The following is a 26,116-nucleotide window of genomic DNA, read 5'->3' on the forward strand; positions in this document are numbered from 1 at the left end:
TCACACAACCTCCGAGAGAGTGGTGTAGTATCCGCAGCGCATATGGCGGCTTGAAGGTTTCAAAGCCATTCGGAGAGAATGCGATGGCGACCTATAATGGGGGCTCCGGCAACGACAGTCTCGTCGGCGGAAGCGACAACGACGTCAACAACGGCTATGGCGGCGACGACACGCTGGCGGGCGGCATTGGCGGCGATAGCGTCTACGGCGGCGACGGCAACGACGTCCTGTACGGCGACAACGCGACTTCGCCGGGCTGGGAAGGTAGTGGAAGCACGCCAGCCAATGCGTTCGCTACGGACTACCTCTACGGCGGCTCCGGCAATGACATCATTTATGCAAGCCAGGACAGTGCGATCCTTCAAGGTGCGTCGTTTCCGAACGTCGCCGAATACCAACCCAACGTGATCTATGGCGGAGACGGCAACGACACGATCTATGGCTCGCCGGGCTATTCGTACGAGACATACATACCCATCGGTGGCCCTGGCAGTCCGTTGATTCCGAGCTACATCCAGCAGGGCGATACGGGTATCATCTACGGCGGTGCCGGCGATGACGCCCTCTATTCGATCCCGAACGTCGCATTTGGCGGCGACGGCAATGATCTGATGGTTGCGGTCGGCGCGGCGCGCCTGTATGGCGGGGCCGGCGACGACAGCCTGTATGGCGGATCCCAGAACGACACGCTGGTCGGCGGCGATGGCCGCGATCTGCTCGAAGGCGGCGGCGGCGATGACTGGCTCTATCTATCCACCGGTCTCGCGGGACGCAACGTGGCCTATGGCGGCGCCGGCAACGATGTCGAGATCGCGGGCGCAACCGGCAACGTCACCGAGATCGGCGACGATGGCAACGACACCTTGTACGGCGGGCCGGGCAACGACTATCAGTACGGCGGCGCCGGCAACGACGTGATGTATGGCAGCGCGGGTGTCGACGTTCTGATCGGCGGCGCCGGCAACGACTATTTCGACGGCGGCACCGGCGTGAATTACTATTATGGCGGTAACGGCGGTAGTCCGGGCACGGGCATCGGCACGGATACCTTCAATGTCAGCCAGGGCGGCATCGACGTGGTGCAGGACTGGACCGAGGGCAAGGACACGGTGCAGCTCAATGGTTCAGGCTTCCAGTCCTTTGCCGATGTGCTCGCGCATTCCTATCAGAATGGCGCCTACTTCGTGGTTCAGGTTAGTTCCGACACCGCAGTGTGGCTGAACGGGGCAACTGCCGCGAGTGTGGTGGCAGGCGACTTCAAGATCATCAGCTGAGCGGGACACCGCGAAGTCCTCGCTGGAACAGTACGTCGACGCAACGTGATCGTCGCCCGGATCGTCTGCAAATAGACGATCCGGAACCGGTAGCGGCGCGCCGGCGCATGTCAGAAGGTGGGCGGAGGGGTGTCGGCGATCCCTGCAAAGTGCTATTGATCTGGATCAATGAACGAGCGCGGGCCGGATCGAAACTAGGCAGCGGCGGCTGCCGTCGTGCGAGCTCTTGCCATGGCTACGTTGTTCCGAATTCTTCTGGCCAGCGTCGTCGCGCTGGCCTCTCTCGGCGCCATCACGCAGCAGGTGCGCGATGGGGGCGTGACCGACACCGAGATCCGGATCGGCAATCTGATGCCGTATAGCGGCGCGCTGGAGATTTTCGGCCAGATCGGCAAGGCGGAAGCCGCCTATTTCGAGATGATCAATGAACGCGGCGGCGTCAACGGCCGCAAGATTCGCTTCATGTCCTACGACGATCTGTCGGATGCATCCAACGCCATGGACCTGACGCGGATTCTCGTCGAGACCGACAATGTGCTTCTGATGTTCGGCTCGTTCGGCACGCCGGGGAATCTCGCGGTGCGGAAATATCTCAACGAACGACAGGTGCCCCAACTCTTTGTCGCCTCTGGCGACCAGGACCTCAGCGAGCCCTCGGTCTATCCGTGGACCATGGGCTGGCAGCCCTCGTACCGCGAGGAGGGGCGCATCTACGCCAATTACATTCAGGCGTTCTATCCCGGAAAGAAGATCGTGGCGCTCTGGGAGAACGACCAGTTCGGGCGGGAGCTGTTCAAGGGGCTGGTGCAGGGGCTCGGTGACGTCGCCCACAATCTCAGGGTCGACATCGCCTATGATGTCGACGATCAGCATCTGGACGGCCACGTCTCGATCCTGAAGCAATCGGGGGCCGAAGTCTTCGTGTTCGCCGGTGTGCCGGAAAATGCCGCCAAGGTGATCCGGGCTGCCGCCGACCATGGCTGGCGGCCGGTGTTTGTCGTGAACCAGATGGCGTCATCGATCGAGACGGTGCTCAGGCCGGCCGGCACGGAGAATGCGACCGGGGTCATCACCGCCGCCTTCCTGAAGGACGCGAGCGATCCGGCCTGGAGGGACGATCAGGGCGCCTGGCGCAGCTTCATGGACAAATATATTAAAGCCGGCGGCAAGGATGATGCGGCCGCAGTCTATGGCTATGCCGCCGCCGAGACGCTGGTCCAGGTGCTCAGGCAATGCGGCAACGATCTGTCGCGCGAGAACGTCATGAAGCAGGCCGCGGCGCTGAGGGACTACCAGGCATCGGCCCTGCTGCCGGGCATCAAGATCAACAGCAGTGGCTTCCGGCCGGTCGAGCAATTGCGGTTGCTGCAGTTCGATGGCCGCAGCTGGCAGCCGATCGGTGACGTGATCGACACGGCGTTCACCGGATCGAGCGGGAAATAGCGATCATCAGCGCAGGCTGCCGCGCCCTACAGCCCGACCGCGGCAATCACGATCGGCATCGTGATCGCCGCCAAAATCGTCTGCAGCGTGATGATCTGAGCGAGCAGCGGCGCATCGCCGCCCATCTGGCGCGCCAGCACATAGGCTGACGGCGAGGTCGGCACCGCGGCGCAGGCGGCGACGATGGCCAGATTGGCGCCGGTGACGCCGAACCACACCGCGAGCGCGACCGTCAGCACCGGCATCAGGACAAGTTTCAGCGCCAGCGCGACGCTGGCGGCGAGGCTGGGGCGGAAGATGCCCTCCAGATGCAGGCCGGCGCCGGTGACCAGCAGGCCGATCGCCAGCGACGAGCCGCCCAGCGCATCGGCGACATCGTGCCAGATTTTCGGCAGCGGGATATGCGCAACATTGATGGCAAGCCCGATCACGCAGGCCCAGATCAGCGGGTTCTTCACCACAGTCATCACGATCGCGCCCGCCGACCGCTTCCCGGACGAGGCATATTTCGCCAACACGGCGACGCTGAAGACGTTGACCAGCGGGATGATCGCAACCATCGCGACCGACGCGAGCGCAAGGCCGACCTTGCCGTACAGATTGCCCGACACCGACAGCGCAACATAGGTCTGCCAGCGCGTCGCGCCCTGAAAAATCGAGCTGAATGCGGGACCGTCGACGCCGGCGCGGGCGAGCGGGGCGCGCAGCGCGAGACACAGCAGGCACATCACGAGCGCCGGGAGCAGCAGCGCGCCGCCGGCGCCTGCGACCGGGACCGTGGACAGATCGGCCTTCACCAGCGTCTGCACCAGCAGCACCGGGAACAGCACGTAATACGTCAGCTGTTCCAGCCCGTGCCATTGGGTCTCCAGCCGCATCAGGGTGCGCTTGAGGACGACGCCGAGCACGATCAAGAGGAACACCGGCAGCAGCGCCGCGATCACCACGGCCATGGTCAGCGCTCCCCGCGCAGCTTTGCCAGCCGGTCGAGCGCACCCTGCAGGATGAACATCGCGGCATGCTCGTCGATCACCTCGGCGCGCCTGCTACGGCTGACGTCCATCCCGATCAGCTCGCGCTCGACGGCGGCGGTCGACAGCCGCTCGTCCCACAGCCCGATCGCAAGCGCGGTGAGGCCTGAGAGGTTGCGGGCGAAGGCCCGGGTCGATTGTGCGCGCGGACCTTCGCTGCCGTCCATGTTGATCGGCAGGCCGAGCACGAAGCCGACCGCATTGCGCTCCGCTGCGATCGCGAGCAGCCGCGCCGCATCGACCTTGAACTGCTTGCGCTGGATGGTCTCGACGCCGGTCGCGAGCCGCCGGTCCGGGTCCGACACGGCAACGCCGATTGTCTTGGTGCCGAGGTCGAGGCCGACAAGCGCGCCGCGCTCGGGCCAGTGCGGCGCGGCCTCGATCAGGGGAAGGATGGGGGCGGGCATGGCGCAAGCGCTTACCATGCGCGCAGCCGGTGCGGCAAATTGTCGTTCCGGATGTCGCGTCTCCCTCATAGAAATCTGTTCTCGATATGCGTGAGAATGCAACAAAATATCATTTCAGGTTGTGATCCAGGCAACAGTCGGTTCGTTTTGACGGTGCGATTCTTGCGGATGCGCGCTCCGGCGGTCACGCGCGGAATTTTCCTTTTTCATTTTGAGCGGAGAGCATCATGCTGATCAAACCGAACCTCATCGCCGCGTCGGAGCAGCGCCTCAAGCAGGCCGATTTCTCGCCGGCGGAGCTCGACCGCAAGCTCGGCGACGGCCCGCTCAAGATGACGGTCGAGCGGAAGCAGCTGCGCCAGCGCCAGCTGCTGGAGCAGACCGACGATCCGACCATGGTTCAGATCGGGCTGGAGCGGATCATCCAGGGCAACGACCTCGACAGCATCAACTACCTCGCCAAGGGAACGCAGGCCTCGCACCCGATCTGCCGCATTCAGCTGAAGGATGTCCGCGCCAACCTGGTCGGATACGCGACCGGCTTCCTGATCGGCCCCGGCCTGTTGATGACCAATCATCATGTGTTCGGCAATCCGGCCGACGCCGTCAACTCGATCGCCGATTTCGACTTCGAGCTCGACATTGCCGGGATGGAGCGCGCACCGGTCCGGTTCGGCCTTCAGCCCGCGAAATTCTTCTACACCAATGACCGGCTGGACTATTCGATCGTGGCGGTGGCGCCGACCTCGCAGACCGGCGGACGCGAGCTTGCCGAATGGGGTTGGCTGCCGCTCAACGGCGAGCCCGGCAAGGGCGATCCCGGCGAATATCTCACCATCATCCAGCACCCAAGCGGACAGACCAAGCAGGTCTGCGTGCGCGAGAACAAGCTGCTCAAATATGCCGGCGACTTCGTCTGGTACATGACCGACACCACCGCGGGATCCTCGGGCTCGCCCGCCTTCAACCGGTTCTGGCAGGTGATCGCGCTGCATCACAGCGGCGTGCCGAAGAAGGATTCGCAAGGCCGATTCCTGACCAAGGACGGCAAGGTCTGGGACGCCTCGATGGACGAGACGCTGATCGACTGGATCGCGAACGAGGGGGTGCGCATCAGCGCGATCGTTGCCGACCTCAAGGTCGCGGTCGGGTCCAACGCGGTGATCAAGCCGGTGCTCGATCAGCTACCGCCGCCGCAGCCCCGGTCGCCGTCACCGCCGGCCTCGCCAAGCGAGTTCTTCGGCCTTTCGACCGTTGCCGGCCCAACCATGTGGCTGGAACAATCCGACGATGCGACCACGCTGGTGGTTCCGATCCGCGTTCCGATGCCGGTGATCAAGCGGCAGATCGCGCCGGTCACACCGCCGCCCGCGCCGCCGCCGGTCGCGGCACCTCCGATCGTCCCGGCCGGACCGCAGATCGGACCCGCAACCGGCATGACGATGGAGGCGGTCCATATCGACCAGACCACGCTCGGCTCGCGGCCGGGATACAAGCCCAACTTCATCGGCAGCGGCAAGCTGTCGGTGCCGCTGCCGAAGATTCCGGCCGGGCTGAAATCGAAGGTGGCGACGGTAAAGGGCAGTTCGGGCAAGTCCGAGCTGAAATATTTCAACTACAGTGTGGTGATGAACAAGGAGCGCAAGCTCGCCTTCTTCAGCTGCGTCAACATCGACGGCGGCAAGCAGCAGGACGTCGGCAAGCGCGAGGGCGATTCCTGGCTGAGGGATCCGCGCATCGACGCCGCGTTCCAGATCGGTGACGAGTTCTACAAGAAGCAGTCGAGCTTCGAAGCCGACCGCAGCGCCAACCCGTTCGATCGCGGCCATCTGGTGCGCCGCCTCGACGCCACCTGGGGCGATACCGTCGATGAGGCCAAGCAGCACGGCGACGATTCCTTCCATTTCACCAACTGCTCGCCGCAATTCTTCTCCTTCAACCAGGGCAAGCAATTGTGGGCGGGCCTCGAGGACTACACGCGCGACGTGCTGCTGAAGGACGAGAAGAGAGGCATCGTCATGAACGGACCGGTGTTCGACGGGCCCGACGCCGACGGCAGCGATCTGCCCGATCCGGCCGGCAAGGCGCACAAGGACCCGACATTTGGCGGCGTGCAGATTCCAAAATACTTCTGGAAGATCCTGATCACCAAGGACGACGACAATGGCGGGCTGAAGGCTGCCGCATTCCTGATGAGCCAGCGCGACCTGATCATGGATATCGACCGCATCCAGGAGAAGCTGTCCGAGGCTGATGTCAAGGTGTTCCAGGTCTCGATCCCTGACCTGACCAAGCTGACCAAGCTCGATTTCGGCGATCTCGATTCGATCGACACGCATGAGGCGACAGCGGTCGGGCCGCGCCGGATCGATACGTTCGACGATATCCGGATCTAGTCCAGCGCGATCCGGGTGGGCCTCAGGCGGCGATCACCCGGTCGTTGCCGCCAAGGCAGGCTGCCAGCCCCTGCAAGGCGCTGGACTGATGCGCGGTGCGGCGCTGGATGAACAGCGTCTCGACGCGGGCATGCTGCGGACTGAGCTTGTGGATCTTGATGTCGCGCTGGACGTGGTCGCGCTCGACCACGGCGCGCGGCAGCAGCGTCACGCCCATGTCGGCGGCAACGCAGCCGACCATGCCGTCGAGCGTGCCGAGCTCGAAGCGTGCGGCGGATGGCCAGCCGAATTCGGTGAACACCTGTTCGAGCCGTTGCCGGTAGGTGCAGCCGGTGCGGAACACCAGCGCGGTCGGCCCCGACTCCGGCGTGCCGGCGCGCAATGCTGACAGCGATGTCCAGCGCTGCGCGGTGACCAGCACCAGCTCCTCGGTGAAGGCCGATGTCGCCAGCAGTTCGGCATGCTCGATCGGGCCGGCGACGAAGGCGCCGTCGAGCGAACCGTCGAGCACGGCAGCAACGAGATCGGCTGTCGGCGCGGTGCGCAAGGTCAGCCGCACCGCCGGATAGCGGCGGTGAAACTCGGCGAGCAGCATTGGCAGCCGGACCGCAGCAGTCGTCTCCATCGAGCCGATCGACAGTGGACCTTTCGGCTCGCCGTCGTCGCGCGCGGCGAGCACGGCTTCGCGCGTCAGCGCCGCCATCCGCTGCGCATACGGCAATAGCCGGCGGCCGGCGCCGGTCAGCGACATGCCGCGGCTGTGGCGCTCGAACAGGGCCGTGCCGATCTCGGCCTCCAGCGCCTTGATGCGCTGGGTGACGTTGGACTGCACGGTGTTGAGCTCGTCGGCGGCGCGGGTGATGCCGCCGAGCCGGGCGACCGTGGAAAAGGTGAGCAGGTCGGTCAATTCCATCCGGGACCACCGTTTCATTTTAGAGATGGCAGCATTCTCTAGTATTCATTTTCGCAGAATGTTAGCCGGCCTTAGTCTGAAAGTCCATCATCCGGAGGAACGCCATGTCGATCGACACGCCGCTGACCGCGCTTTTGGGAATCCGTCAGCCGATCCTGCTGGCGCCGATGGATGTGGTTGCGGGCGCAAGGCTTGTGGGCGCAGTCAGCGGGGCCGGCGGCCTCGGCATCCTTGGCGGCGGCTATGGCGACCGGTCATGGCTCGAGCAGGAGACGGCGAAGCTTCGCAAGGCGGTGAACCCTTTCGGCATCGGCTTCATCACCTGGAGCATGGCGAAGCAGCCGGAACTGCTTGACGTTGCGCTCGCCGCTCAACCGCGCGCGATCATGCTGTCGTTTGGCGATCCAAGGCCGTTCGGACCTCGGATCAAGCAAGCCGGCGCACGCCTGATTTGCCAGGTGCAGGATGAGACGATGGCACAGCAGGCGCTGGATGCCGGTGCCGACGTCCTCGTCGCGCAGGGGACCGAGGCCGGCGGTCACGGCGCATCGCGGACCACCCTTGATGTTGTGCCGGCGATCGTTGATCTCGCGGCCGGGCGTGTGCCGGTGGTTGCTGCCGGCGGCATCGCGGACGGCCGAGGTCTTGCCGCGATGCTGATGCTCGGCGCATCCGGCGTGCTGCTCGGCACGCGGTTCTATGCGAGCCAGGAGGCCGACATCGCCGACGACGCGAAACGGCGGGTCTGCGCCGCCAGGAGCGGGGAGACGGTGCGCGGCATTATCTTCGATCTGTCACGCAACAATGTCTGGCCGGCTCCGTTCAATGGGCGTTGCCTTGTCAATGATCATGTCCGGCGCTGGACGGGACGTGAGGTCGAATTGCTGCAGAACGTGAAGCAGGTTGCGGCCGACTATGCGGAGGCCAGGCTGCGCGGCGATTTCGACGTCGCCGCCGTCATCGCTGGAGAGGCGGTTGGGTTAATCCACGACGTTCCGCCGGCGGCGGAGATCGTTGACAGGATCACTTCAGAAGCCGAACAGGTTCTGCGCGGGCGTCGTAATTCTCTTTCCACCTTGACTGAACAGGCATGAGGCAAACCATGTGGCCGGACCGTCGATTGATCGATCGCTTCAAGACCGAATTCCCGATCGTGCTGGCGCCGATGGCCGGCGTGATGGATGCGGAGCTGGTGATCGCGGTGGCGCAGGGCGGCGGGCTCGGCTCGCTGCCGTGCGCGCGATGCTGTCGGCCGAGAACGCGCGCGAGCAGGTCAACATCATCCGCCAGCGCGTGTCGGCGCCGGTCAATCTCAACTTCTTCTGTCACAAGGCGGTCGACGCCGATCCGGCGCGCGAGGCGCAATGGCGGCAGCGGCTGGCGCCTTACTATCGCGAGCACGGCCTCGATCCCAATGCGCAGATCAACGCCGCGAACCGCGCGCCGTTCGATGCGGCGTTCTGCGCCGTGGTCGAGGAGCTGAAGCCCGAGGTCGTCAGCTTCCATTTCGGCCTGCCGGAGCCAAGGCTGCTGCAGCGGGTGAAGGCGGCCGGCGCCATCGTGATGTCGTCGGCGACCACGGTGAAGGAGGCGATCTGGCTGGAAGAGAACGGTGCCGATGTCGTCATCGCGCAGGGCGCCGACGCCGGCGGCCATCGCGCCATGTTCCTGACCGACAATATTTCCCAGCAGCCCGGCACGTTCTCTCTGTTGCCGCAGGTGGTGGATGCGGTGAAGGTGCCGGTCGTCGCGGCCGGCGGCATCGCCGACGGACGCGGCATCGCCGCGGCGTTGGCGCTCGGCGCGTCCGCCGTGCAGATCGGCACCGCCTATCTGCGCTGCCCGGAGTCCAAGGTGACCGCGCCGGGCCGTATGGCGCTGGCGCAGGCGAGCGATGAATCGACCGTGATCACCAATGTGATGACCGGACGCCCGGCGCGCGGCGTCGCCAACCGCGTGATGCGCGAGGTCGGCCCGATCTCACCGGACGCGCCGGCGTTTCCGCATGCGGCAACCGCGCTCGGCCCGCTGAAGGCGGCTGCCGAACAGCAGGGCAAGGTCGATTTCACCAATCTGTGGGCCGGGCAGGCGGTGCGGATGGGCAAGGAGATGCCCGCGGCCGAACTGACCCGGGAACTGGCAGGCGCCGCGCTGGCGCGAATGGGGGCGCTCTCTCAGGCCTGACGTGATCTCAAGCCTGACGCGCGGGCTCGCTCGGATTGATTTCCAGATGTTCGGTCGCGCGAGCCTGCGGTAGTGCGCGGCCATTTCCCTGTAATGCTGCCGGGAGATCGGATCCGTGGCGCTTTCGGCACGGCGCTCGAACATCTCGGCCTTGTCCTGCAGAATTTTTGCCTGGGACATGGCTATCCCTCGCTCAGACCAGACAGGCCACGTAAAGGATCGCGACACCGATCACGGTACCGATCGACCACAGCGCAGGGTCCCAGCCTCCCGGCTGGGGGGTGGTTTCGGGCATGGACATGACGGACTCCCGTAGTCTTCTCTTTGGAAGAAGTAGGCGCCGCGAATGTTTCCGGATGACTGCGCCGGGCCGGTAAAGTGGTTTCGTAGTGCGGTTTTGCCGCCGAATCGTCGGCGCCGGGGCCCGCGGGCGGTCCGGCGACGGTCTTCGGGCTGGGCCTTGGCCGGCGCTGTTGCGGCGCAAAACCGGCCTCTGCTATACGGCAGGCTGATCTTTCAGCCTTGAGGCCCTATATAATGTCCGTCGACGCCACGACCGTCCGCCGCATCGCGCATCTGGCGCGGATCGCGGTCAGCGACGCTGAAGTTCCCCATCTCCAGGGCGAGCTGAACGCGATGCTGGCCTTTGTCGAGCAGCTCTCGGAAGTGAATATCGAGGGCGTCGAGCCGATGACCTCGGTGACTCCGATGGAGATGAAGAAGCGCGCCGACGTGGTCAATGACGGCGAGATCGCCGATATCATCGTCCGCAATGCGCCCGACACCGTGAACGACTTCTTCCTGGTGCCGAAGGTGGTCGAGTAGCTCTCTGTACTGGGACGATCCCGATGTGTCTGCTCTGCGACGATGAGAAGGCCTACAAGGCCTATATGGACTTCCTCGATGCGGTGGAGCGCAAGGGGAAGGTCGCCGATCCCAACGCGGCGATGGACGCCGTGCTCGACCATCTCGAGGCGCTCGACGCCGAGCGCGCCAAGGAGAATGCCAAGGCCCGGCTCGACGACCCCGCCAACGACAAGACCCTGTCTCCGTTCTTCTGCAGCCCGATCAATAAATGACCGATTTGACATCGCTGACGATCGCCGAGGCCCGCGAGGGCCTGGCGAGCAAGTCTTTCACCGCACGCGAACTGACCGACGCACATCTCGCCGCCATCGAAGCCGCGCGGGTGCTCAATGCCTATGTGCTTGAGACACCTGACCGCGCGCGCGAGATGGCGAGGGCCGCCGACGAGAAAATTGCCAAGGGTGAGGGTGGACCGCTTGCCGGCATTCCGCTCGGTATCAAGGACCTGTTCGCGACCCGCGATATCAGGACCACGGCGTGCTCGAAGATCCTCGGCAATTTCATTCCGCCCTACGAGTCGACGGTGACCTCACAGCTCTGGCGCGACGGCGCGGTGCTGCTCGGCAAGCTCAACAATGACGAGTTCGCGATGGGCTCGTCGAACGAGACCTCGTGCTTCGGCCCGGTCACCAATCCGTGGCGGCGCGAAGGGTCCAACACCACGCTGGTGCCGGGCGGCTCGTCGGGCGGCTCGGCCTCCGCGGTGGCTGCACTGCTCTGCATGGGCGCGACCGCGACCGACACCGGCGGCTCGATCCGCCAGCCCGCCGCGTTCACCGCGACCGTCGGCATCAAGCCGACCTATGGCCGCTGCTCGCGCTGGGGCATCGTGGCGTTTGCATCCTCGCTCGACCAGGCCGGCCCGATCGCGCGCACCACGCGCGACGCCGCGATCCTGATGCGCTCGATGGCGGGGCACGATCCCAAGGACACCACCTCGGTCGACATCGCCGTGCCCGACTACGAAGCCGCGATCGGCAAGTCCGTGAAGGGCATGAAGATCGGCATCCCCAAGGAGTATCGTCTCGACGGCATGCCGGCCGAGATCGAAAAGCTTTGGGAAGCGGGCGCGCAGTGGCTGAAGGCCGCAGGCGCCGAGCTCGTCGAGGTGTCGCTGCCGCACACCAAATACGCGCTGCCGGCCTATTACATCGTCGCGCCGGCGGAAGCGTCGTCGAACCTCGCGCGCTATGACGGCGTGCGCTACGGGCTGCGCGAGCCGGCCAGGAACATCATCGAGATGTACGAGAACACCCGCGCCGACGGCTTCGGCGATGAGGTGCGGCGGCGCGTGCTGATCGGCACCTATGTGCTCTCTGCCGGCTACTACGATGCCTATTATCTGCGCGCGCAGAAGGTGCGGGCGCTGATCAAGAAGGATTTCGAGGACTGCTTCGCCAAGGGCGTGAACGCGATCCTGACGCCGGCGACGCCGTCGGCGGCGTTCGGCATCGGCGAGAAGGGCGGCGCCGATCCGGTCGAGATGTATCTCAACGATATCTTCACGGTGACCGTGAACATGGCGGGCCTGCCGGGCATCGCCGTGCCCGCGGGCAAGGACGCGCAGGGCCTGCCGCTCGGCCTGCAACTGATCGGCCGTCCGTTCGACGAGGAGACGCTGTTCTCGCTCGGCGAAGTCATCGAGCAGGCGGCGGGACGTTTCACGGCGCCAAAATGGTGGTGAGCGATGGCGGATTTCCGTGCCAGTCTGAATGACGCTGCGCCGGATCCGGCGCTGTCGCCGCAACTCGCTGCATTGTGGTGGGCCAGGAAGGGCGATTGGGACCAGGCGCACCGCATCGTGCAGGACGAGAGCGACGCCAATTCGGCCTGGGTGCACGCCTATCTGCATCGCGTCGAGGGCGATCTTTCCAATGCCGGCTACTGGTATCGCCGGGCCGGCCAACCGATCGCAACGGACACGGTTGAGGCTGAATGGGAGCGGATCGTCTCCACGCTTTCGGCCTCGTGAGCGTGTGAGCGCCGGTGCTGGATGCCGGTGTCTTGGCACCGCGATCATTAACCCTGTTTCGGCCGCCATGCCGCCGCCCAGATTGGCCGTGATAGGCTAATGGAACCGGGCGGGGGCCAGCGGCAGTAGAGAGTAGTCGTGCGTGGGTCGGGGATAGGGGGATGGCTGTCAGCGCTGCTGGTGGCCGGGGTGGCGGCGGGCCTTGCCGGCTGCGCGTCCGTCTACAATCTCCCCGGCAACGTGCCGCTCGGTGCCGCGCTCGCCGACAACAACAGCGCCCGCGATTTTCCGACCTACGAAGATGACCTGCTGCTTGCGCTGTCGTTCTCCGGCGGCGGCACCCGCGCGGCGGCGTTTTCCTTCGGCGTGCTGGAGGAGCTCGACCATACGCATTCGAGTGTGGCGGGCACCAAGACGCTGCTCGACCGCGTCGACTTCGTGTCCGGCGTCTCCGGCGGATCGATCACCGCCGCCTATTTCGGATTGAAGCGCCGCGCGGCGCTCGCCGATTTCCGTGAACGTTTCCTGCTGCGCAATGCCGAGGAGGGACTGAAGACCAGGATCTCGCTCGGCAATATCGGGCGCGCGCTGGGCGGCGGCGTCAACGACAGCCAGTTCACCGACTGGCTCGATCAGAACCTATTCGACCACGCACGGTTCGAGGCATTGCCGGACGACCGCCGGCCGCGGGTGTGGATCAACGCCTCCGACATCTACAACCGCACGCCGTTCGTGTTCGGCAAGACGTCGTTCGACGCGCTGTGCAGCGACATCCGCTCCTATCGTGTCGCCGAAGCGGTGGCGGCGTCGGCCGCGGTGCCGCTGGCGTTCGCGCCGATCGTGCTGCAAACCTATCCCGGCGGCTGCGCCGCGCCGCTGCCGCCCTGGTACGACCGGGTGCGCAACGATCCGAACGCGCAGCCGTTGCTGCGTTCCTACGCCGAGGCCCAGGCGCGCTACCGCGACGGCTCGATGCGCTACGTCAAGCTGCTCGACGGCGGTCTCGTCGACAATTACGGCCTGTCGGGACTGAGCATCGGTCTGCTCGCCGCGCAGCATCCCTATGAACCCCTGAGCGAACGGCAGGCGGCCAGGCTGAAGCGCATCCTGTTCCTGGTGGTCGATGCCGGCCGCGGCATCTCGGGCGATTTCGTGCAGACGCTCGAAGGGCCGAGCGGTGTCGAACTGGTGTCGGCGGCCGCCGACACCGCGATCGATGCCAGCGTGCGCTCGAGCTATGCGGCCTTCACCGCGCTCGCCGACGACTGGTCGGGCAAGCTGAAGCGCTGGCGCTGCGGCCTGTCGGCGGCGGATCGCTCGAGGCTCGGGGTTGGCGCCGGCTGGAAATGCGGCGACGTCGCGATCTATGTCGAGCGGCTCGGCTTCGACCGGCTCGGACCGGAGCGGGCCGGCATCCTGAACGCCATCCCGACGCGGTTGTCGCTGCCGCCGGAGCAGGTCGACCAGCTGATCGTGGGCGGCGCGGACGCGCTGCGCTCGAGCAAGGCCTATCAGCAGTTCCGGCGCGGGCTGTGATGCTGTTAGCCCCTCATGGTGAGGAGCGCGGAACGCGCGTCTCGAGCCATGAGGCCCCTCTGTGGCCTACATCCTTCGAGACGCCCGCTTTGCGGGCTCCTCAGGATGACGGTCTGAGAAATTGTAGCGAGCGGCCTCCCCACGCCGTCGTCCTGGCGAAAGCCAGGACCCATAACCACCGAGTTCGATTGAGCGCGCGATAGTGGCCCGAGCGTCGCACAACAGCAAGCGGTTGGGTAATGGGTCCTGGCTTTCGCCAGGACGACACTGAATACATTCACATCCTCTCAGGATGAGGTGTTAGTGCTTTCGTGGGCTACAGTGCGCCCAGCGCGGGCCGCAAGGGGACAGCAAGGCGGCTTGACTGGCGGTGTCGGTTGCGCGAAGCCCAATCCATCCCAGATATCACTTTGTCCGGAAACCGAGACCCATGACAGCAGCTGCCGCCCCGCATAAACTGATCAAGAGCGCCACCGGCGATTGGGAGGTCGTGATCGGCATGGAGATCCATGCCCAGGTGACTTCGAACGCAAAGCTGTTTTCCGGCGCATCGACCGCGTTCGGCGGCGAACCCAACTCCCATGTCTCGCTGGTCGATGCCGCGATGCCGGGCATGCTGCCCGTGATCAACGAGGAGTGCGTCCGCCAGGCGGTGCGCACCGGCCTCGGGCTGAATGCGAAGATCAACCTGCGCTCGGTGTTCGACCGCAAGAACTACTTCTATCCCGACCTGCCGCAGGGCTACCAGATCAGCCAGTACAAGTCGCCGATCGTGGGCGAGGGTGAGGTGTCGCTCGAGCTCGACGGCGGTCGCAGCACCACGATCGGGATCGAGCGGCTGCATCTGGAGCAGGACGCCGGCAAGCTGCTGCACGACCAGTCGCCGACGATGACCTATGTCGACCTCAACCGTTCCGGCGTCGCGCTGATGGAGATCGTCTCCAAGCCCGACATCCGCGACGCCGAGCAGGCCAAGGCCTACGTCACCAAGCTGCGCTCGATCCTGCGCTATCTCGGCACCTGCGACGGCGACATGGAGAAGGGCAGCCTGCGCGCCGACGTCAACGTCTCGGTGCGCCGTTACGGCGAGACCGCGTTCGGCACCCGCTGCGAAATCAAGAACATGAACTCGATCAACTTCATCGGCCAGGCGATCGAGTACGAGGCGCGGCGCCAGATCGAGATCATCGAGGACGGCGGCTCGATCGACCAGGAAACCCGGCTGTTCGACCCGAACAAGGGCGAGACCCGCTCGATGCGCTCCAAGGAAGAAGCGCACGACTATCGCTACTTCCCGGACCCCGACCTGTTGCCGCTCGAATTCAGCCAGGCCTTCGTCGACGATCTCAAGGCGCATTTGCCGGAACTGCCGGATGAGAAGAAGTCCCGTTTCATTACGGGCTTCGGGCTGTCTCCCTATGATGCGAGCGTGCTGGTCGCCGAGCGCGAGAGCGCGGAGTTCTACGAGACGGTGCTTGCGGGCCTTGCCGACAAGGCGCGCGACGGCAAGCTCGCCGCCAACTGGGTGATCAACGAGCTGTTCGGCCGTCTCAACAAGGAAGGCGTCGACATCGCAGCTTCGCCGGTGTCGGCCGAGCAACTCTCCGCGATCGTCGCCCTGATCGGCGAGGGAACGATTTCCGGCAAGATCGCCAAGGACTTGTTCGAGATCGTCTGGCAGGAGGGCGGCGATCCGCGCGCGCTGGTCGAGACGCGCGGCATGAAGCAGGTCACCGATCTCGGCGCGATCGAGAAGGTGGTCGACGACATCATCGCGGCCAATCCCGACAAGGTCGAGCAGGCCAAGGCGAAGCCGCAACTGGTCGGCTGGTTCGTCGGTCAGGTGATGAAGTCGTCAGGCGGCAAGGCGAACCCGCAGGCGGTCAACGAGCTCCTGAAGTCGAAGCTCGGCATCTGAACCGACAGGACAATGGTGTTGTCCTTGGCGCATGATCCAACCGGATCATGCTCTCGCGCGGTCGCCTCTCACCTCGTCGCGCGCGCGTGAATGCGGCGTGATCCGAGCTCACAGCCTCCCGCGACGGGGCGCACTGACGCCCTCGGCGCCGAATCGGCGAAGCTGCGATTCGTTCGCGAAACCGGCTCGGACGACCTCAAACGAGGCAAAAGCCGCCTTTCCCACGAAAATTTTTTCATTGCCAAAAATTGCGACTCGGCGTCGGCGTCGTGCCGCTTTTCGTCGTCGCTCGCGACTCAGCGCAACGACGATCGCGCGTCGGTCGCTTCGATGCGAATTCAGCGAAAGCCTGCAATACAAGGCATTTCCTGCGATGTTGACAAATGCCGACGTCGGCCGCCGTTGCACTTCTTGCATTGTCGCGCGAACGCATCGTCGATTTGAACGGCGGCGCGCGCTGTGCGCACTGCCATCGCTGCGTCAACACTTCCTTAAGCGGGACACTGTTTTTTTCGGTCTGTTGGTGTATTCGGGAAGGAGTGCATATCGATTCCCGAGTGCACGCAGCGAAGTAGAGCCATCTCACATACTGGAGGGCAACATGGCTAAGAAGGCAAAGAAGGCGAAGAAGGCTAAGAAGGCGAAGAGCGCAGTGAAGAAGACTGCGAAGAAGACCCGCAAGGTCGCCAAGAAGAAGTAAGCCTCTCGCCTTGAGAGGATTGCCGGCGGCTTGACGCCGGCACGTCGCAAGAGCCAGCGAACGGACTGCTGAGAGGCACATCCCACCCAAGGCTCTGGCTGACGAAAGAGGGTGTCGGCGAGACATCAGGTCAAACGGCTGGATCGAATTTCGGAGAGGGCAACCTTCCCAATACCGGTCCGGCAGAAGAAACAGAGATTTCTTCGTTCGGTGCGGAGCCCGCTCGGTTCCGCAATTTCACCGGCGAGAATGCCGACTGAAATCTGGTCCTGACGTGTTCGCCGACCCCCTCGTTCCGGCGGCCTGCGCAGTCCGCGCCCCGGCAACTATTTTCCCCATTCCAGTTCCGGATCGACGTTAGGCTTCACGGCCTCGCGTTGCTTTTGTCCGTGCAGTCGGCGGCACGCCGTTCAGCGATCATTGGCTGGTCGTGCCACCCTTCCGTCAAACTCAGGACTGCCTGCCCGTGGGGTCGGCTAGCATCCGCGGGCCATTGTCCGTGATGGTTATCGTTGTCCGAAACAGCAGGGTAAACCGGCGTTCACGAATGCCAGGAAGTGCCTGCGGCACAGGCACTTCTGCGATTCCTGCAAACCGCCCCGGTGGCGCCGATTTACATCCCGTTCATCGCGATGCTTAAACCGCTCTTCAAATTTGATGGGCCATGATCATTCCAACAAGCCGGCAAACGGCGAGCGCATGATCCTCCGGGATCGGCGCCGGGCATGATCGAGAGATCAGCCCGGACAAGACAGGGGTGTTCAACAGTGGACGGGGGCCGCGCTCGGGGGAGGGCGGCCAACAACAAAAAGGGGAATGACGACAATGTTTCAGGGGGTCATCGATCAGGAAAGCGCGGTCCCGGTTGCTGCAACGGCAATCCAGGACGTGCTGTTCGAGCGTGGCATGTACTGGGCGAGCGGCCGCTCCGGCGTGGTAAACCTCGTCGCGGCGCACAAATGGTTCAACCTGGCGGCGCTCAAGGGACGTACCGATGCGATCGCGCACCGCCGCGAAGTCGCCGAGCAGATGTCCGACATCGAGATCGCGGCCGCCCAGCGCGAAGCCCGCGCCTGGATGACGACGCACTAGCCTTGCAACGTCGCCAATATCGAGCTGGGAGCCTCGGCTCCCTCGCTCCATCTAGAACCAGTATCGCGCGGCGTAGATCACGGTCATGACAGCGCCGGCGACGATGACGAACTGCCGGACGACGTGAGCCGGAAGGATCCGGATCAGGCGCCGATCATGGCGCCGAGCAGCATCGCTGACGTCTCCGGCCACCGCACCCCTCCTTGACGATGAAGATCACGGTGGCGGCGAGCGACACGCAGGTCGCGAGCAGGTTCTTCAACGCCTTGATCGCCCTGATGTCGTTGGGCTCGGTGATCGCGAGCACCGCGTTCAGGATGACGCCGAGCCCGGCGCCGAAGAACCCTCCATAGACGCACGCCAATCCGAGGACGGAGCTGCTCGCGCCGGCCGAGGGCAAGGCCGCCGCCGTCTGGCGCCCGATGTTCCAGCGCTGGATCTGCGGCGCGAAGGCGAACAGCAGCGTGGCGAATGCGATCAGCCCCGGCACCGGCAGTACGAACAGCCGCTCGGGAAGCAGCAGCAAGACGCCGGCGCCGACCGCGCTGCCCAGGGTGGAGACGGCGACGAAGCTGATCGTGCGCCGGGTCGGCGGCGGCAGCTTGCCGCGATCGGCGAGCGCCGCGATCAGATGCCCCGGCGAGATCGCGACCGCATTCGACGCGTTGGCGATGACGGCCGGCAGGCCGGCCGCGAGCATCGCCGGAAACGTGATCAGGGTCGCGCCGCCCGCCAGCGCGGTGATGATGCCGCCCGCGACGCCGGCGGCGAGCAGCAAGTGGCCGGTCTGAACATCCATGCTTCACCCAATTCGAGGGTGAGCAGGCTAGCGGGGCGGAGCAGCGCTCCGTCTGGAACGTCTGTGACGTCTTCAATCGCGCCAGTAGACGCCCGGCGTGGTGCCAAAAGTGCGGCGGAACAGGCGGGTGAGGTGGCTCTGCGAAAGGCGCGCGACCCCGACAGCACCAGCACGATCTGGGCTTCATCATGGAAGTGCGGTCGGAGGCCAAGCGAGCCGGCACCGCGCCACGATGCCAGCTCGACGATGCCGGCACGGTCGGCTCGCCGGTATGTCCAGGCATCGATCATGGCGAATGGGGTGATCATGCAGGTATCGAGCCGATGGAGGCGGTGATTTCAAACCTAGCACTGACATCACCGGTCGTCATGAGGCGTCACTGCGCGACGGATGCGATCGGCGAGGCCGTCCGTATCGTCGCCATCGCGATGAGGGCAGCGACGAGGTTGGCGGCGGCGCTGATCGCCACCGGAATGAAGTAGCTGTGGCTGATGTCGTAGGCGAAGCCGGCGGCGCTCGGACCCAGCAGCGTGCCAAAGGCGACGCTGGTGTAGAGGATGCCGATGATGCCGCCGACATTGCGGCCGCCGAAATGATCGGTAACCACGGCGGGCAGGATCGCGACCCAGCCGCCATAGAACACGCCGAACAGCAGCGCGAACACCGTGAGCGACCCGAAGCTGCCGGCGATCGCCCAGACCGCCAGCGACACCGCCATGCCGAGATACATCGCGACCAGGAACGCATCGCGGCCGACCCGGTCGGCAATGCCGCCGAGGAAGAAGCGGCCGGCGGTGCTGCCGACGCCGATCATTCCGAGCAGCAGCACGGCAAGCGCCGGCGCCACCTGATGATCGACGGCAAAGGGCACCAGATGCACGAAGGGCACGAACACCCCGAACGCGCTGATCAGGCAGGCCGCATAGAGCCCGGCGAAGCGGGCGGTCTTGACCGCGCCGCGGATCGAGACGCCCTGGCGCAGCGGCGCGCTCGAGATTGCCTCAAGCGGATCGCCATCCGGTCCGGTGCCGTAGCGCCGCGGATCGTCGGCGATCAAGAGCGACGCGCCGATCCCGGCGACGACTGCAACAACGCCCAGCACGACATAGGCATCGCGCCAGCCGAGGCTCGTGATCAGCCAGGTCGCGAGCGGCGGCATCACCAGCGTGCCGACCCCGATCCCGCTGACGGCGAGGCCCGACGCAAAACCGCGCCGCCGGACGAACCAGCGCTGCACGGCGCCCAGGGTCGGGACATAGGCGCAGCCGACGCCGGCGCCGATCCCGATGCTGTAGGCGGCGTAGACCTGGAGGATGGTCTGCGCCTGTCCCGCCAGCACCATGCCGAGACCGACCAGTGCCATTCCAAGGCAAGCGAGCCGGCGCGCGCCCCAGCGATCGGCAAGCGGGCCGGAGACAATGCCGAGGCCGAAATACAGGAAGCCCGCGAAAGAGAACACCAGCGAGACCGAGCCGCGCGAGGCACCGAACTCCCGCTGCAACGACTCGACAAAGGACGAGAACGTGTAGGCGCTGCCGAAGCCGATGAGGGTCACCATAAACGCTGCCGCGACGACGACCCAGCCGTAGAACGGTTTTGCGCGTTGATAACCGGCGTGCATGATCGCGTTCCTCATGTTCGTTCTCCCTGTGGGGCGCATTCGCCGGCCTTGGCCGGCGGATAGCGCAGGATCTGCGTGCAGCGAAACAGCGCGACGGTCTTGCCGGTCGCCTCGCTCTTGATCTCCGCGTCCCACACCTGGGTGGTGCTGCCGGCGTGAACGAGGCGCGCTTCGCAGCTGACGCTGCCGTCGCGCGCGGCGCCGATGAAGTTGGTCTTCAGCTCTGAGGTGGCGAAGCCGATCGCGCCGTCCGGCAAGGAGGCAAGGCAGCCGAACCCGCACGCGGTGTCTGCCAGCGCCACGAGGGTTGCACCGTGCAACAGCCCGTGCGGCGAGAAGTGCTTCGCGGCGATCTCGAAGCGGCCGCTTCCGGCGTCGAGCCATTGAAAGTCGAGCAGGCCGGGCAGGCTGCCGGCTTGCGATGCGTTGATGCGATCGACGAGTTGGCCGGCCTGGCCGCGCGCGCCGATCTCGCGCAAAGCCAGTTTGTTGGGGACCTCAGTCATGTCTTGTCTCCATCAGGAAAACCGAAAGCCGCCGTCAGAGCTCCATTTTCGATTAGATAATCTAACTTTATTGGCTCCGATTTCTCTGCGTTGACGCGGCTTTCAGCATTGCAGTAGGCTAATTCAGCGCTGAACGCCTGAACTGGCAAACCAGATTTGCTGCGCGACTGAGATTAGAAAATCTAAATCATGGACAACCGGCTTCCACCCCTGAACGCACTCAAGGCGTTCGAGTCCGCCGCCCGCCATCTGTCGGTAAAGCTTGCGGCCGAGGAACTGTGCGTGACGCCGGGCGCGGTCAGCCAGATGCTCAAGACGCTGGAAGCGCATCTCGGCACCAAACTGTTCGAGCGGGTGCCGCGCGGCATCTATCTCACCGACGCCGGGCGCGACTATCTGCCGTCGATCCGCAATGCATTTCGCCAGATCGCGGAGGCCTCGCGCCGCGTCGCTGCATCTGTCGATGTCGGCACGTTGACGGTGAGCGTCACGCCGTTCTTCGCAGCGGCCTGGCTGGTGCCGCGCATGGCGTCGTTCCAGGACACGCATCCCGAGATCGATCTTCAGATCGTCACCAGCAACACGCTGGTCGATTTCTCGCGCAGCGGCATCGACGTCGCGGTGCGCCACGGCCTTGGCCGCTATCCGGGGCTGCGCAGCGACCGGGTCGTTACGGTCGAGATGGTGGTGGTTGCAGCGCCGTCGCTGGTGGGGCGGCTCGGGCGGCCGGCGTCGCCCGCAGACCTCGTCGGCTGGCCGCAGGTCCATGATGCCGATCGCAAGGGCTGGAGCCTGTGGTTTCAGGCCAACGGCATCGCCGAGGTCCGCACGCCGCGCGGTCCCTCGTTCGACGACAGCAGCCTGCTGCTGAAGGCCGTGCTGACCGGGCAGGGCGCGGGCCTGTTGCCGGCGGCGATGGTCGCGCACGAGATCGAGAGAGGGGAACTGATCCAGCTCTTGGACACCGCGCATCTGGAGGAGTTCGCCTATTACCTCGTCTGCCCCGACAACCGGCAGGGGCTTCCGAAGATTGCGGCGTTCAGGGAATGGATCCTGGGACCGGTGGCGCAATCGGCGGCTGTTGCGGGCTATGGCGGCAAAGCGACACCGCAAGGCACAAGATCGCCGTAGGAAGAGGCAGTGCCACGACGTTTATCCGGGCTACGGGCCGATCCCGCCAGGCGAGAACCGGAATCTCGATCCGTCCACCCGCGGTGGCGGCTGACGCCGGATAGGGCGTAGTTCGTCGTTCGACGGTGTCGCCTTCACCGCGGCGCACACCGTGCATCGCGGCCTGACAGACATCCGCCAGATTGATGGGCGCGGATTCAACTCGCGATACTGAAATTGGCCGCGGTCAGCGTTGACGCCGTCGCGCCGTTCAACCAAACGGCGGTGTCGCCGTCGATCTGGACGACGAAGTAGGCACCGTTCTGATAGGAGTGCGACAGGACGTCGGCAAAGGACGTGAAGCCGGACCCGTTCAGTTGAACGGTGTCAGCTGCAGCGTTCCAGTCCTGAACCACCTGGATGCTCGGCACATCATTCGAGACGAAATTGTTGCTGCCGCCGCCGCCGAAATAATAGTTTACGCCCGCGCCGCCGTCGAAATAGTCGTTGCCCGCGCCGCCCAATAGAACATCGGTACCGTCTCCACCATACATCACGTCGTTTCCGTCGCCGCCGTAGATGTAATCGTCGCCGCCGTAGCCATAGGCCACGTCATTCCCTGCATCCATGACAAGAACGTCGTTCAACTGCGAACCGACGCCGACGTCGTTTCCGTTGCCACCATAGGCGAGGCCGCCCTGCAATGGCAGATAGAGATAGTCGTCGCCGCCTTGGCCGATCAGTTGGTCGATGCCGTCATCGCCGAGCAGCGTATCATTGCCGTCGGCGCCGTAGATCGTATCGTTACCAGCGCCGCCATAGATGAGATTGCTGTTGCCGATACCGGTGCCCCCGGCCATCCCTACGATGAAATCGTTGCCGCTCCCACCGCGGATGACTGCTGGTGAGGTAAGGATCGAGTGTGCGTTCGTACCGCCGTAGATGGTGTCGTTGCCATCGCCGCCATCCAGCAGCCCGCTGGTGCCGTTGCCAAATAGCGCGTCATTGCCGGCGTCGCCAAATAGCGAACTGTTGCCAGAAAACGGAGATTGTATTGCAAAAAGAGAATCGTCGCCCTTGCCGCCATAGACAATGCCTTGTCCGTGAACGGTGTCGTTACCGTCTTCACCATAGGAGTATAGCAAGCGCGCAAACCCCACTCCATTGGTGATGCTGTCGTCACCTCCGCCGCCGTAAACGTATGCTATTTCCGCTGATATGGCGTCGTTACCCTCTTCACCATAAATGATGCTGGTGTCCTCCGAGTTGTTGTCGGTCGAAGTCAGCACGTCGGCGCCGCCACCGCCGTAGATCGTGACTTCCGCCGTGCTGGCGAGGGTATCATTCCCTTCCAGCCCATACATGATGTCGTCGCCGGCAGATTGACTGTCGTCTCCAAGCGTACCCACGTAAGTGGTCATGAATGGTCACTCCATTGGCATTTCCGCCGCTGCGGCGGGCACGTTGCAGCTTGCTCGACGATGCGCCCGTGCCGCTGTCGTTCGGATTGCTCGCATGTTGCGACCATGCGGCGGTTGAGTCATCGTCTCGGGGTCGGGGTTTTGTCTCGGGAGCACTTCTGTCGGAGTAAGTAGTTTTAAGCGGAACCGTCGGTTGTGGGAAGCGTTGCGGAGCGGCGTGCGTGCGCGCGACGCGCTGATGCTGCTGGCCGCGATTGTTTACGCGTTGTACGGAAGCGCTGGAATCTGCCGACCACCGGATGGCAATCCACTTACATGCAGGCGTGTGCGCGCTGGCCGTGATGTTTCCCGCATCCCTCGCGACCGGCAGTGCTGCGGCCAGGTCAACGGCGCAACGCTGCCGCTGATCCTCTATGCCGGGGCGCTAGCCTCGGTGATGCTGCCGTTCCTCCGGATCCGCGGTGTCGCACAGCTCGGGGCGAACCGCTGCGCGATCTTCCTGCGGGCAAGCCTTTTCGCGGCCGCTGAAAGACCGCGCCCGATGCGCGAACGGGGATCGGCGATCTCGCCGTTTTGATCAGAGGTGAGAGGCCAGGGCGGAATGGCGGGTTACGGTCGGCGATCCCTTGTTCATTGAACCGGAGTGATCGCGATGCGTGTCGCCTTGCGTACGTCCTTGGCCCTGACGTTGTCCCTTGTGATCCCGTGGAGTGCGGCTGCCGACGCCGCAACGGCGCATCACCGGCGCGTGCGACAGCACCTCATCACTGCTCCAAGCGAACAACCTGTCCCTCCGGGCCGGTACCGATATCCAGGCTTTGGGCCGATCCCGCCGGGCGAGAACCGGAATCTCGATCCGTCGACCCGCGGCAGCGGCTGACGCCGTCAGCGCCACACCGGCGCTGCCGCCGCGTACCTGAGTGACCCGCCTCACATCAATTCCGGGAGCGTTCGACCAGAGTTCCGGACAGGGCGATGCAATGGTGTGTCGCCCCTTGTGGAGGAGGGTAAATCATGCGTTCGATTTCACTGAGCTTCGCCGTCGCCACCACGATTGCTCTGTTCACGTTCGGCCAGTCGGCCTCTGCCGCCCCGATCGGGGCCGTCGTGAAGGCGTGCGACAGAACCGAAGGCTGCAACTAAACCCTGAACAAGGCCGGAGACCTGTCCGGTTGCTCGAAGAAGGCCTGCTTCTACTGTCCCAACGACGGCAAGCGGCAGTGCATCGGGATTCAGTAGGATGGCAGGGGCCTGCCTCTGGCGGGCCCCTTGCTTTCGAGCCTCTGGACCCCGTCGGTGAGCGCCTCGTGCCGGGATCTCTCGGCGATACGCTGCTCGAGCGTGGCGATGGTGCCCTTGAGGTTGGCGCACCGCTCATTGAGCGACCTTGCCAGGATCGGATACCTTGCGTCCGATCGGTCGTAAATTCCCGTGCGCGCTTCTTCGGTCGCGATGTCGGCTTCGATCTGCTGGCAGGCGCGGACCAGGTCGGACAGCATCTTGCTGATCGTCGCCTCGCGTCCGCGAGCTGTCTCAAAACGATGATGCATGTTCATTTGCGGGCTCCGAATGTCTGAGTTCGGCACAGGGAAGAGCTGGCGCCGAACAAGTTCACGGAGGCATCGCAAATTGCCTGCCAGTTGCGGGTCCGCAGGAATACGGTCGGGGCAGTCGGGCGAGGGAGAGGCCACCGGCACCGGCAGCCTGATGGTCTCGCTGACTAGTCGCGGCGCCATGCCGGAATGCAGGCGCTGAGCGTGGCGCGCCGGTAGTCGCGCGCGGCATCCTGATCTCCGGTCTGTTCGGCAAACCTGACTGCGGCCTCCATGTCGAGGGCGGCGGACGCGCTGTCGCAGAACAGGCTGCGAATGTCGGCCCGGTAGCGATAGGCCCTGTAGTTCAGGGGGTTGTAAGAGAGCGCCTGATTGTAGTTGCTTTGCTCCTCGGTGGCGCCCCGGCGTGCTTCATCCGACTGGCTGTCGAAATTGGTCAGGCGGTTGAGCGACTGGAGTGTGCCGAGCTCCATGTAACGCAGGGACATCGCGCCAAAACTGGCAGGAAGTGCATCGCTCGACGGAGACGGTTGCCTGGCCAAAGCGTTCGCACGTTCGATTTCGATCTTCTTGTATTTGATGGCGCTGGCGTAGTCCCGCAAGCTCTCGAATGTGCTCGATATTTCGCCGTTGATCGGCGCAAGATAGGCGGTCGAGAGCCGTCGATCGCTCAGCAGGTTGAGGCATGCCCGTATCTTGGTCTGCGGGGGCACGACATCGCGACATTCCCTGTCGACGATACGCCATTCGTCCCGCGAATGCACCGACGGCGGTGTCTGCGCCGCTGGCAGAACGAGAGCAAGCGCGAAACAGATCGCTAACCTGAGACCGCGACTTTGGCCATTCATTTGATGACTTCGCCTTCAGCCCGATCCCGACTAGCCGGCGGACCGTTCAGGATGATTTGATGCCAAATAATCAGGCCAAGGGGAAGCTGACAGGCAGCATGGATGGGCGCAGATGGGCGCAAAAGTGGGGCCGTCCGTGACTGGGAAAGACCGAACGGCCCCAGCCGGCCCGTAGCACCAAAATGGAAGAAAGCGGCCGGCGCTCCAGCTACGACGTCGCCCGCCAAATGGTTTCACCAGCCAAGCGAGGTCGCGTCCGATCCCTTTCGAGCGGTTGGGTCAGATCACCTTTGCTTCCTTGGTGATCGCGGAAATCGAGGAACCCGATTTTCGAACGATGGAAGCAAACTGTTGCTCGGAGACCTTGAGGCGCTTCCTCAGGATCTTGACCTGGACCTTGTCCCGCAGATCCAGCGAGTTACGAAAATAGGTCGGCTTGCGCTTGTTCATGGCAATGTGGCTCGCATAGGCAATGTTGCTCGCGATGTTGCGGCATTGCGTCGGCCTCGATCGGTCGACGATGGG

Annotated in this window: 24 protein-coding genes and 1 pseudogene; 15 read left to right on the plus strand and 10 right to left on the minus strand. The window is 64.5% G+C overall.

The genetic code is table 11. The features are described from left to right. Positions 1–83 precede the first annotated feature (83 nt). Both ACVIW0_RS16820 and ACVIW0_RS16825 read left to right on the plus strand, forming a co-directional pair. Positions 84–1,274, plus strand: coding sequence for a calcium-binding protein (locus ACVIW0_RS16820; protein WP_461353327.1), 1,191 nt, complete (start codon positions 84–86; stop codon positions 1,272–1,274). A 231-nt stretch (positions 1,275–1,505) separates the two neighbouring features. After that, positions 1,506–2,717 carry an ABC transporter substrate-binding protein gene (locus tag ACVIW0_RS16825; RefSeq protein ID WP_461353328.1) on the plus strand — a complete coding sequence of 404 codons (1,212 nt, stop codon included), beginning with the start codon at positions 1,506–1,508 and terminating at the stop codon, positions 2,715–2,717. A 26-nt stretch (positions 2,718–2,743) separates the two neighbouring features. Here the strand turns inward: ACVIW0_RS16825 and ACVIW0_RS16830 are convergent, their stop codons facing one another. Together ACVIW0_RS16830 and ruvX are read right to left on the minus strand one after the other, a co-directional pair. Beyond that, positions 2,744–3,670 (minus strand): AEC family transporter, encoded by a 927-nt coding sequence (locus ACVIW0_RS16830; RefSeq protein WP_461353329.1) that lies wholly within the window; start codon positions 3,668–3,670, stop codon positions 2,744–2,746. Between the two features lie 2 nt (positions 3,671–3,672). Further along, positions 3,673–4,155, minus strand: coding sequence for a Holliday junction resolvase RuvX (ruvX, locus tag ACVIW0_RS16835; RefSeq protein ID WP_461353330.1), 483 nt, complete (start codon positions 4,153–4,155; stop codon positions 3,673–3,675). A gap of 227 nt (positions 4,156–4,382) precedes the next feature. On the opposite strand from ruvX, the gene ACVIW0_RS16840 reads away from it, so the two are divergent. Beyond that, positions 4,383–6,551: a DNA/RNA non-specific endonuclease gene (locus ACVIW0_RS16840; RefSeq protein ID WP_461353331.1), complete on the plus strand. Its 2,169-nt coding sequence runs from the start codon at positions 4,383–4,385 to the stop codon at positions 6,549–6,551. 22 nt (positions 6,552–6,573) lie between these two features. On the opposite strand, the gene ACVIW0_RS16845 is transcribed toward ACVIW0_RS16840, so the two are convergent. Beyond that, positions 6,574–7,464: a LysR substrate-binding domain-containing protein gene (locus ACVIW0_RS16845; protein WP_461353332.1), complete on the minus strand. Its 891-nt coding sequence runs from the start codon at positions 7,462–7,464 to the stop codon at positions 6,574–6,576. Between the two features lie 89 nt (positions 7,465–7,553). Between ACVIW0_RS16845 and ACVIW0_RS16850 the strand changes: the two genes are divergently transcribed. The 9 genes and pseudogenes from ACVIW0_RS16850 (at position 7,554) to ACVIW0_RS16890 (ending at position 17,733) form a co-directional block, all read left to right on the plus strand. Further along, complete coding sequence (locus ACVIW0_RS16850) at positions 7,554–8,558, plus strand: NAD(P)H-dependent flavin oxidoreductase (RefSeq protein WP_461357350.1); 1,005 nt, start codon at positions 7,554–7,556, stop codon at positions 8,556–8,558. A gap of 8 nt (positions 8,559–8,566) precedes the next feature. Then, positions 8,567–9,648 (plus strand): annotated as a pseudogene (locus ACVIW0_RS16855) (NAD(P)H-dependent flavin oxidoreductase). Positions 9,649–10,185: 537 nt separating this feature from the next. Further along, positions 10,186–10,473 (plus strand): Asp-tRNA(Asn)/Glu-tRNA(Gln) amidotransferase subunit GatC, encoded by a 288-nt coding sequence (gene gatC, locus ACVIW0_RS16860; protein WP_456754390.1) that lies wholly within the window; start codon positions 10,186–10,188, stop codon positions 10,471–10,473. Between the two features lie 23 nt (positions 10,474–10,496). After that, positions 10,497–10,727: a hypothetical protein gene (locus tag ACVIW0_RS16865; protein ID WP_212013330.1), complete on the plus strand. Its 231-nt coding sequence runs from the start codon at positions 10,497–10,499 to the stop codon at positions 10,725–10,727. Next, a complete protein-coding gene (gene gatA / locus ACVIW0_RS16870) occupies positions 10,724–12,199 on the plus strand; it encodes an Asp-tRNA(Asn)/Glu-tRNA(Gln) amidotransferase subunit GatA (RefSeq protein WP_461353333.1) in 1,476 nt (491 codons plus the stop codon). Before ACVIW0_RS16865 ends, gatA begins: the two co-directional genes overlap by 4 nt. 3 nt (positions 12,200–12,202) lie before the next feature. Then, positions 12,203–12,487 (plus strand): hypothetical protein, encoded by a 285-nt coding sequence (locus tag ACVIW0_RS16875; protein ID WP_461353334.1) that lies wholly within the window; start codon positions 12,203–12,205, stop codon positions 12,485–12,487. Between the two features lie 174 nt (positions 12,488–12,661). Then, a complete protein-coding gene (locus ACVIW0_RS16880) occupies positions 12,662–14,023 on the plus strand; it encodes a patatin-like phospholipase family protein (RefSeq protein ID WP_461357351.1) in 1,362 nt (453 codons plus the stop codon). A 430-nt stretch (positions 14,024–14,453) separates the two neighbouring features. Beyond that, a complete protein-coding gene (gene gatB, locus ACVIW0_RS16885; RefSeq protein WP_461353335.1) occupies positions 14,454–15,941 on the plus strand; it encodes an Asp-tRNA(Asn)/Glu-tRNA(Gln) amidotransferase subunit GatB in 1,488 nt (495 codons plus the stop codon). A gap of 1,525 nt (positions 15,942–17,466) precedes the next feature. After that, positions 17,467–17,733, plus strand: a complete 267-nt coding sequence (locus ACVIW0_RS16890) for a hypothetical protein (protein ID WP_461353336.1) — start codon at positions 17,467–17,469, stop codon at positions 17,731–17,733. 154 nt (positions 17,734–17,887) lie between these two features. Here the strand turns inward: ACVIW0_RS16890 and ACVIW0_RS16895 are convergent, their stop codons facing one another. The 3 genes from ACVIW0_RS16895 to ACVIW0_RS16905 all read right to left on the minus strand — a co-directional run bounded on the left by ACVIW0_RS16895 (position 17,888) and on the right by ACVIW0_RS16905 (position 20,659). Further along, the gene (locus ACVIW0_RS16895) at positions 17,888–18,532 is read right to left on the minus strand and encodes a sulfite exporter TauE/SafE family protein (RefSeq protein ID WP_461353337.1); all 645 of its coding nucleotides are present in this window, start codon (positions 18,530–18,532) and stop codon (positions 17,888–17,890) included. A 376-nt stretch (positions 18,533–18,908) separates the two neighbouring features. Continuing rightward, positions 18,909–20,168, minus strand: a complete 1,260-nt coding sequence (locus tag ACVIW0_RS16900) for an MFS transporter (protein WP_461353338.1) — start codon at positions 20,166–20,168, stop codon at positions 18,909–18,911. Then, on the minus strand, positions 20,165–20,659 hold the full coding sequence (locus tag ACVIW0_RS16905; RefSeq protein ID WP_461353339.1) for a PaaI family thioesterase: 495 nt from the start codon (positions 20,657–20,659) through the stop codon (positions 20,165–20,167). The genes ACVIW0_RS16900 and ACVIW0_RS16905 overlap by 4 nt, the downstream gene beginning before the upstream one ends. Positions 20,660–20,848: 189 nt before the next feature. Between ACVIW0_RS16905 and gcvA the strand changes: the two genes are divergently transcribed. After that, the gene (gcvA, locus tag ACVIW0_RS16910) at positions 20,849–21,790 is read left to right on the plus strand and encodes a transcriptional regulator GcvA (protein ID WP_461353340.1); all 942 of its coding nucleotides are present in this window, start codon (positions 20,849–20,851) and stop codon (positions 21,788–21,790) included. Between the two features lie 197 nt (positions 21,791–21,987). On the opposite strand, the gene ACVIW0_RS16915 is transcribed toward gcvA, so the two are convergent. Next, positions 21,988–23,190: a calcium-binding protein gene (locus ACVIW0_RS16915; RefSeq protein ID WP_461353341.1), complete on the minus strand. Its 1,203-nt coding sequence runs from the start codon at positions 23,188–23,190 to the stop codon at positions 21,988–21,990. A gap of 217 nt (positions 23,191–23,407) precedes the next feature. Between ACVIW0_RS16915 and ACVIW0_RS16920 the strand changes: the two genes are divergently transcribed. After that, positions 23,408–23,767, plus strand: a complete 360-nt coding sequence (locus ACVIW0_RS16920; RefSeq protein WP_461353342.1) for a hypothetical protein — start codon at positions 23,408–23,410, stop codon at positions 23,765–23,767. Between the two features lie 437 nt (positions 23,768–24,204). Then, the gene (locus ACVIW0_RS16925) at positions 24,205–24,333 is read left to right on the plus strand and encodes a hypothetical protein (protein ID WP_461353343.1); all 129 of its coding nucleotides are present in this window, start codon (positions 24,205–24,207) and stop codon (positions 24,331–24,333) included. 89 nt (positions 24,334–24,422) lie between these two features. Here the strand turns inward: ACVIW0_RS16925 and ACVIW0_RS16930 are convergent, their stop codons facing one another. The 3 genes from ACVIW0_RS16930 to ACVIW0_RS16940 form a co-directional block, all read right to left on the minus strand. Next, positions 24,423–24,689 carry a hypothetical protein gene (locus tag ACVIW0_RS16930; protein WP_461353344.1) on the minus strand — a complete coding sequence of 89 codons (267 nt, stop codon included), beginning with the start codon at positions 24,687–24,689 and terminating at the stop codon, positions 24,423–24,425. Between the two features lie 221 nt (positions 24,690–24,910). Next, a complete protein-coding gene (locus ACVIW0_RS16935) occupies positions 24,911–25,591 on the minus strand; it encodes a hypothetical protein (protein ID WP_461353345.1) in 681 nt (226 codons plus the stop codon). A gap of 279 nt (positions 25,592–25,870) precedes the next feature. Beyond that, positions 25,871–26,041: a DUF3606 domain-containing protein gene (locus ACVIW0_RS16940; RefSeq protein WP_461353346.1), complete on the minus strand. Its 171-nt coding sequence runs from the start codon at positions 26,039–26,041 to the stop codon at positions 25,871–25,873. Between the last annotated feature and the right edge of the window lie 75 nt (positions 26,042–26,116).

Source organism: Bradyrhizobium sp. USDA 4454, from assembly GCF_054822705.1.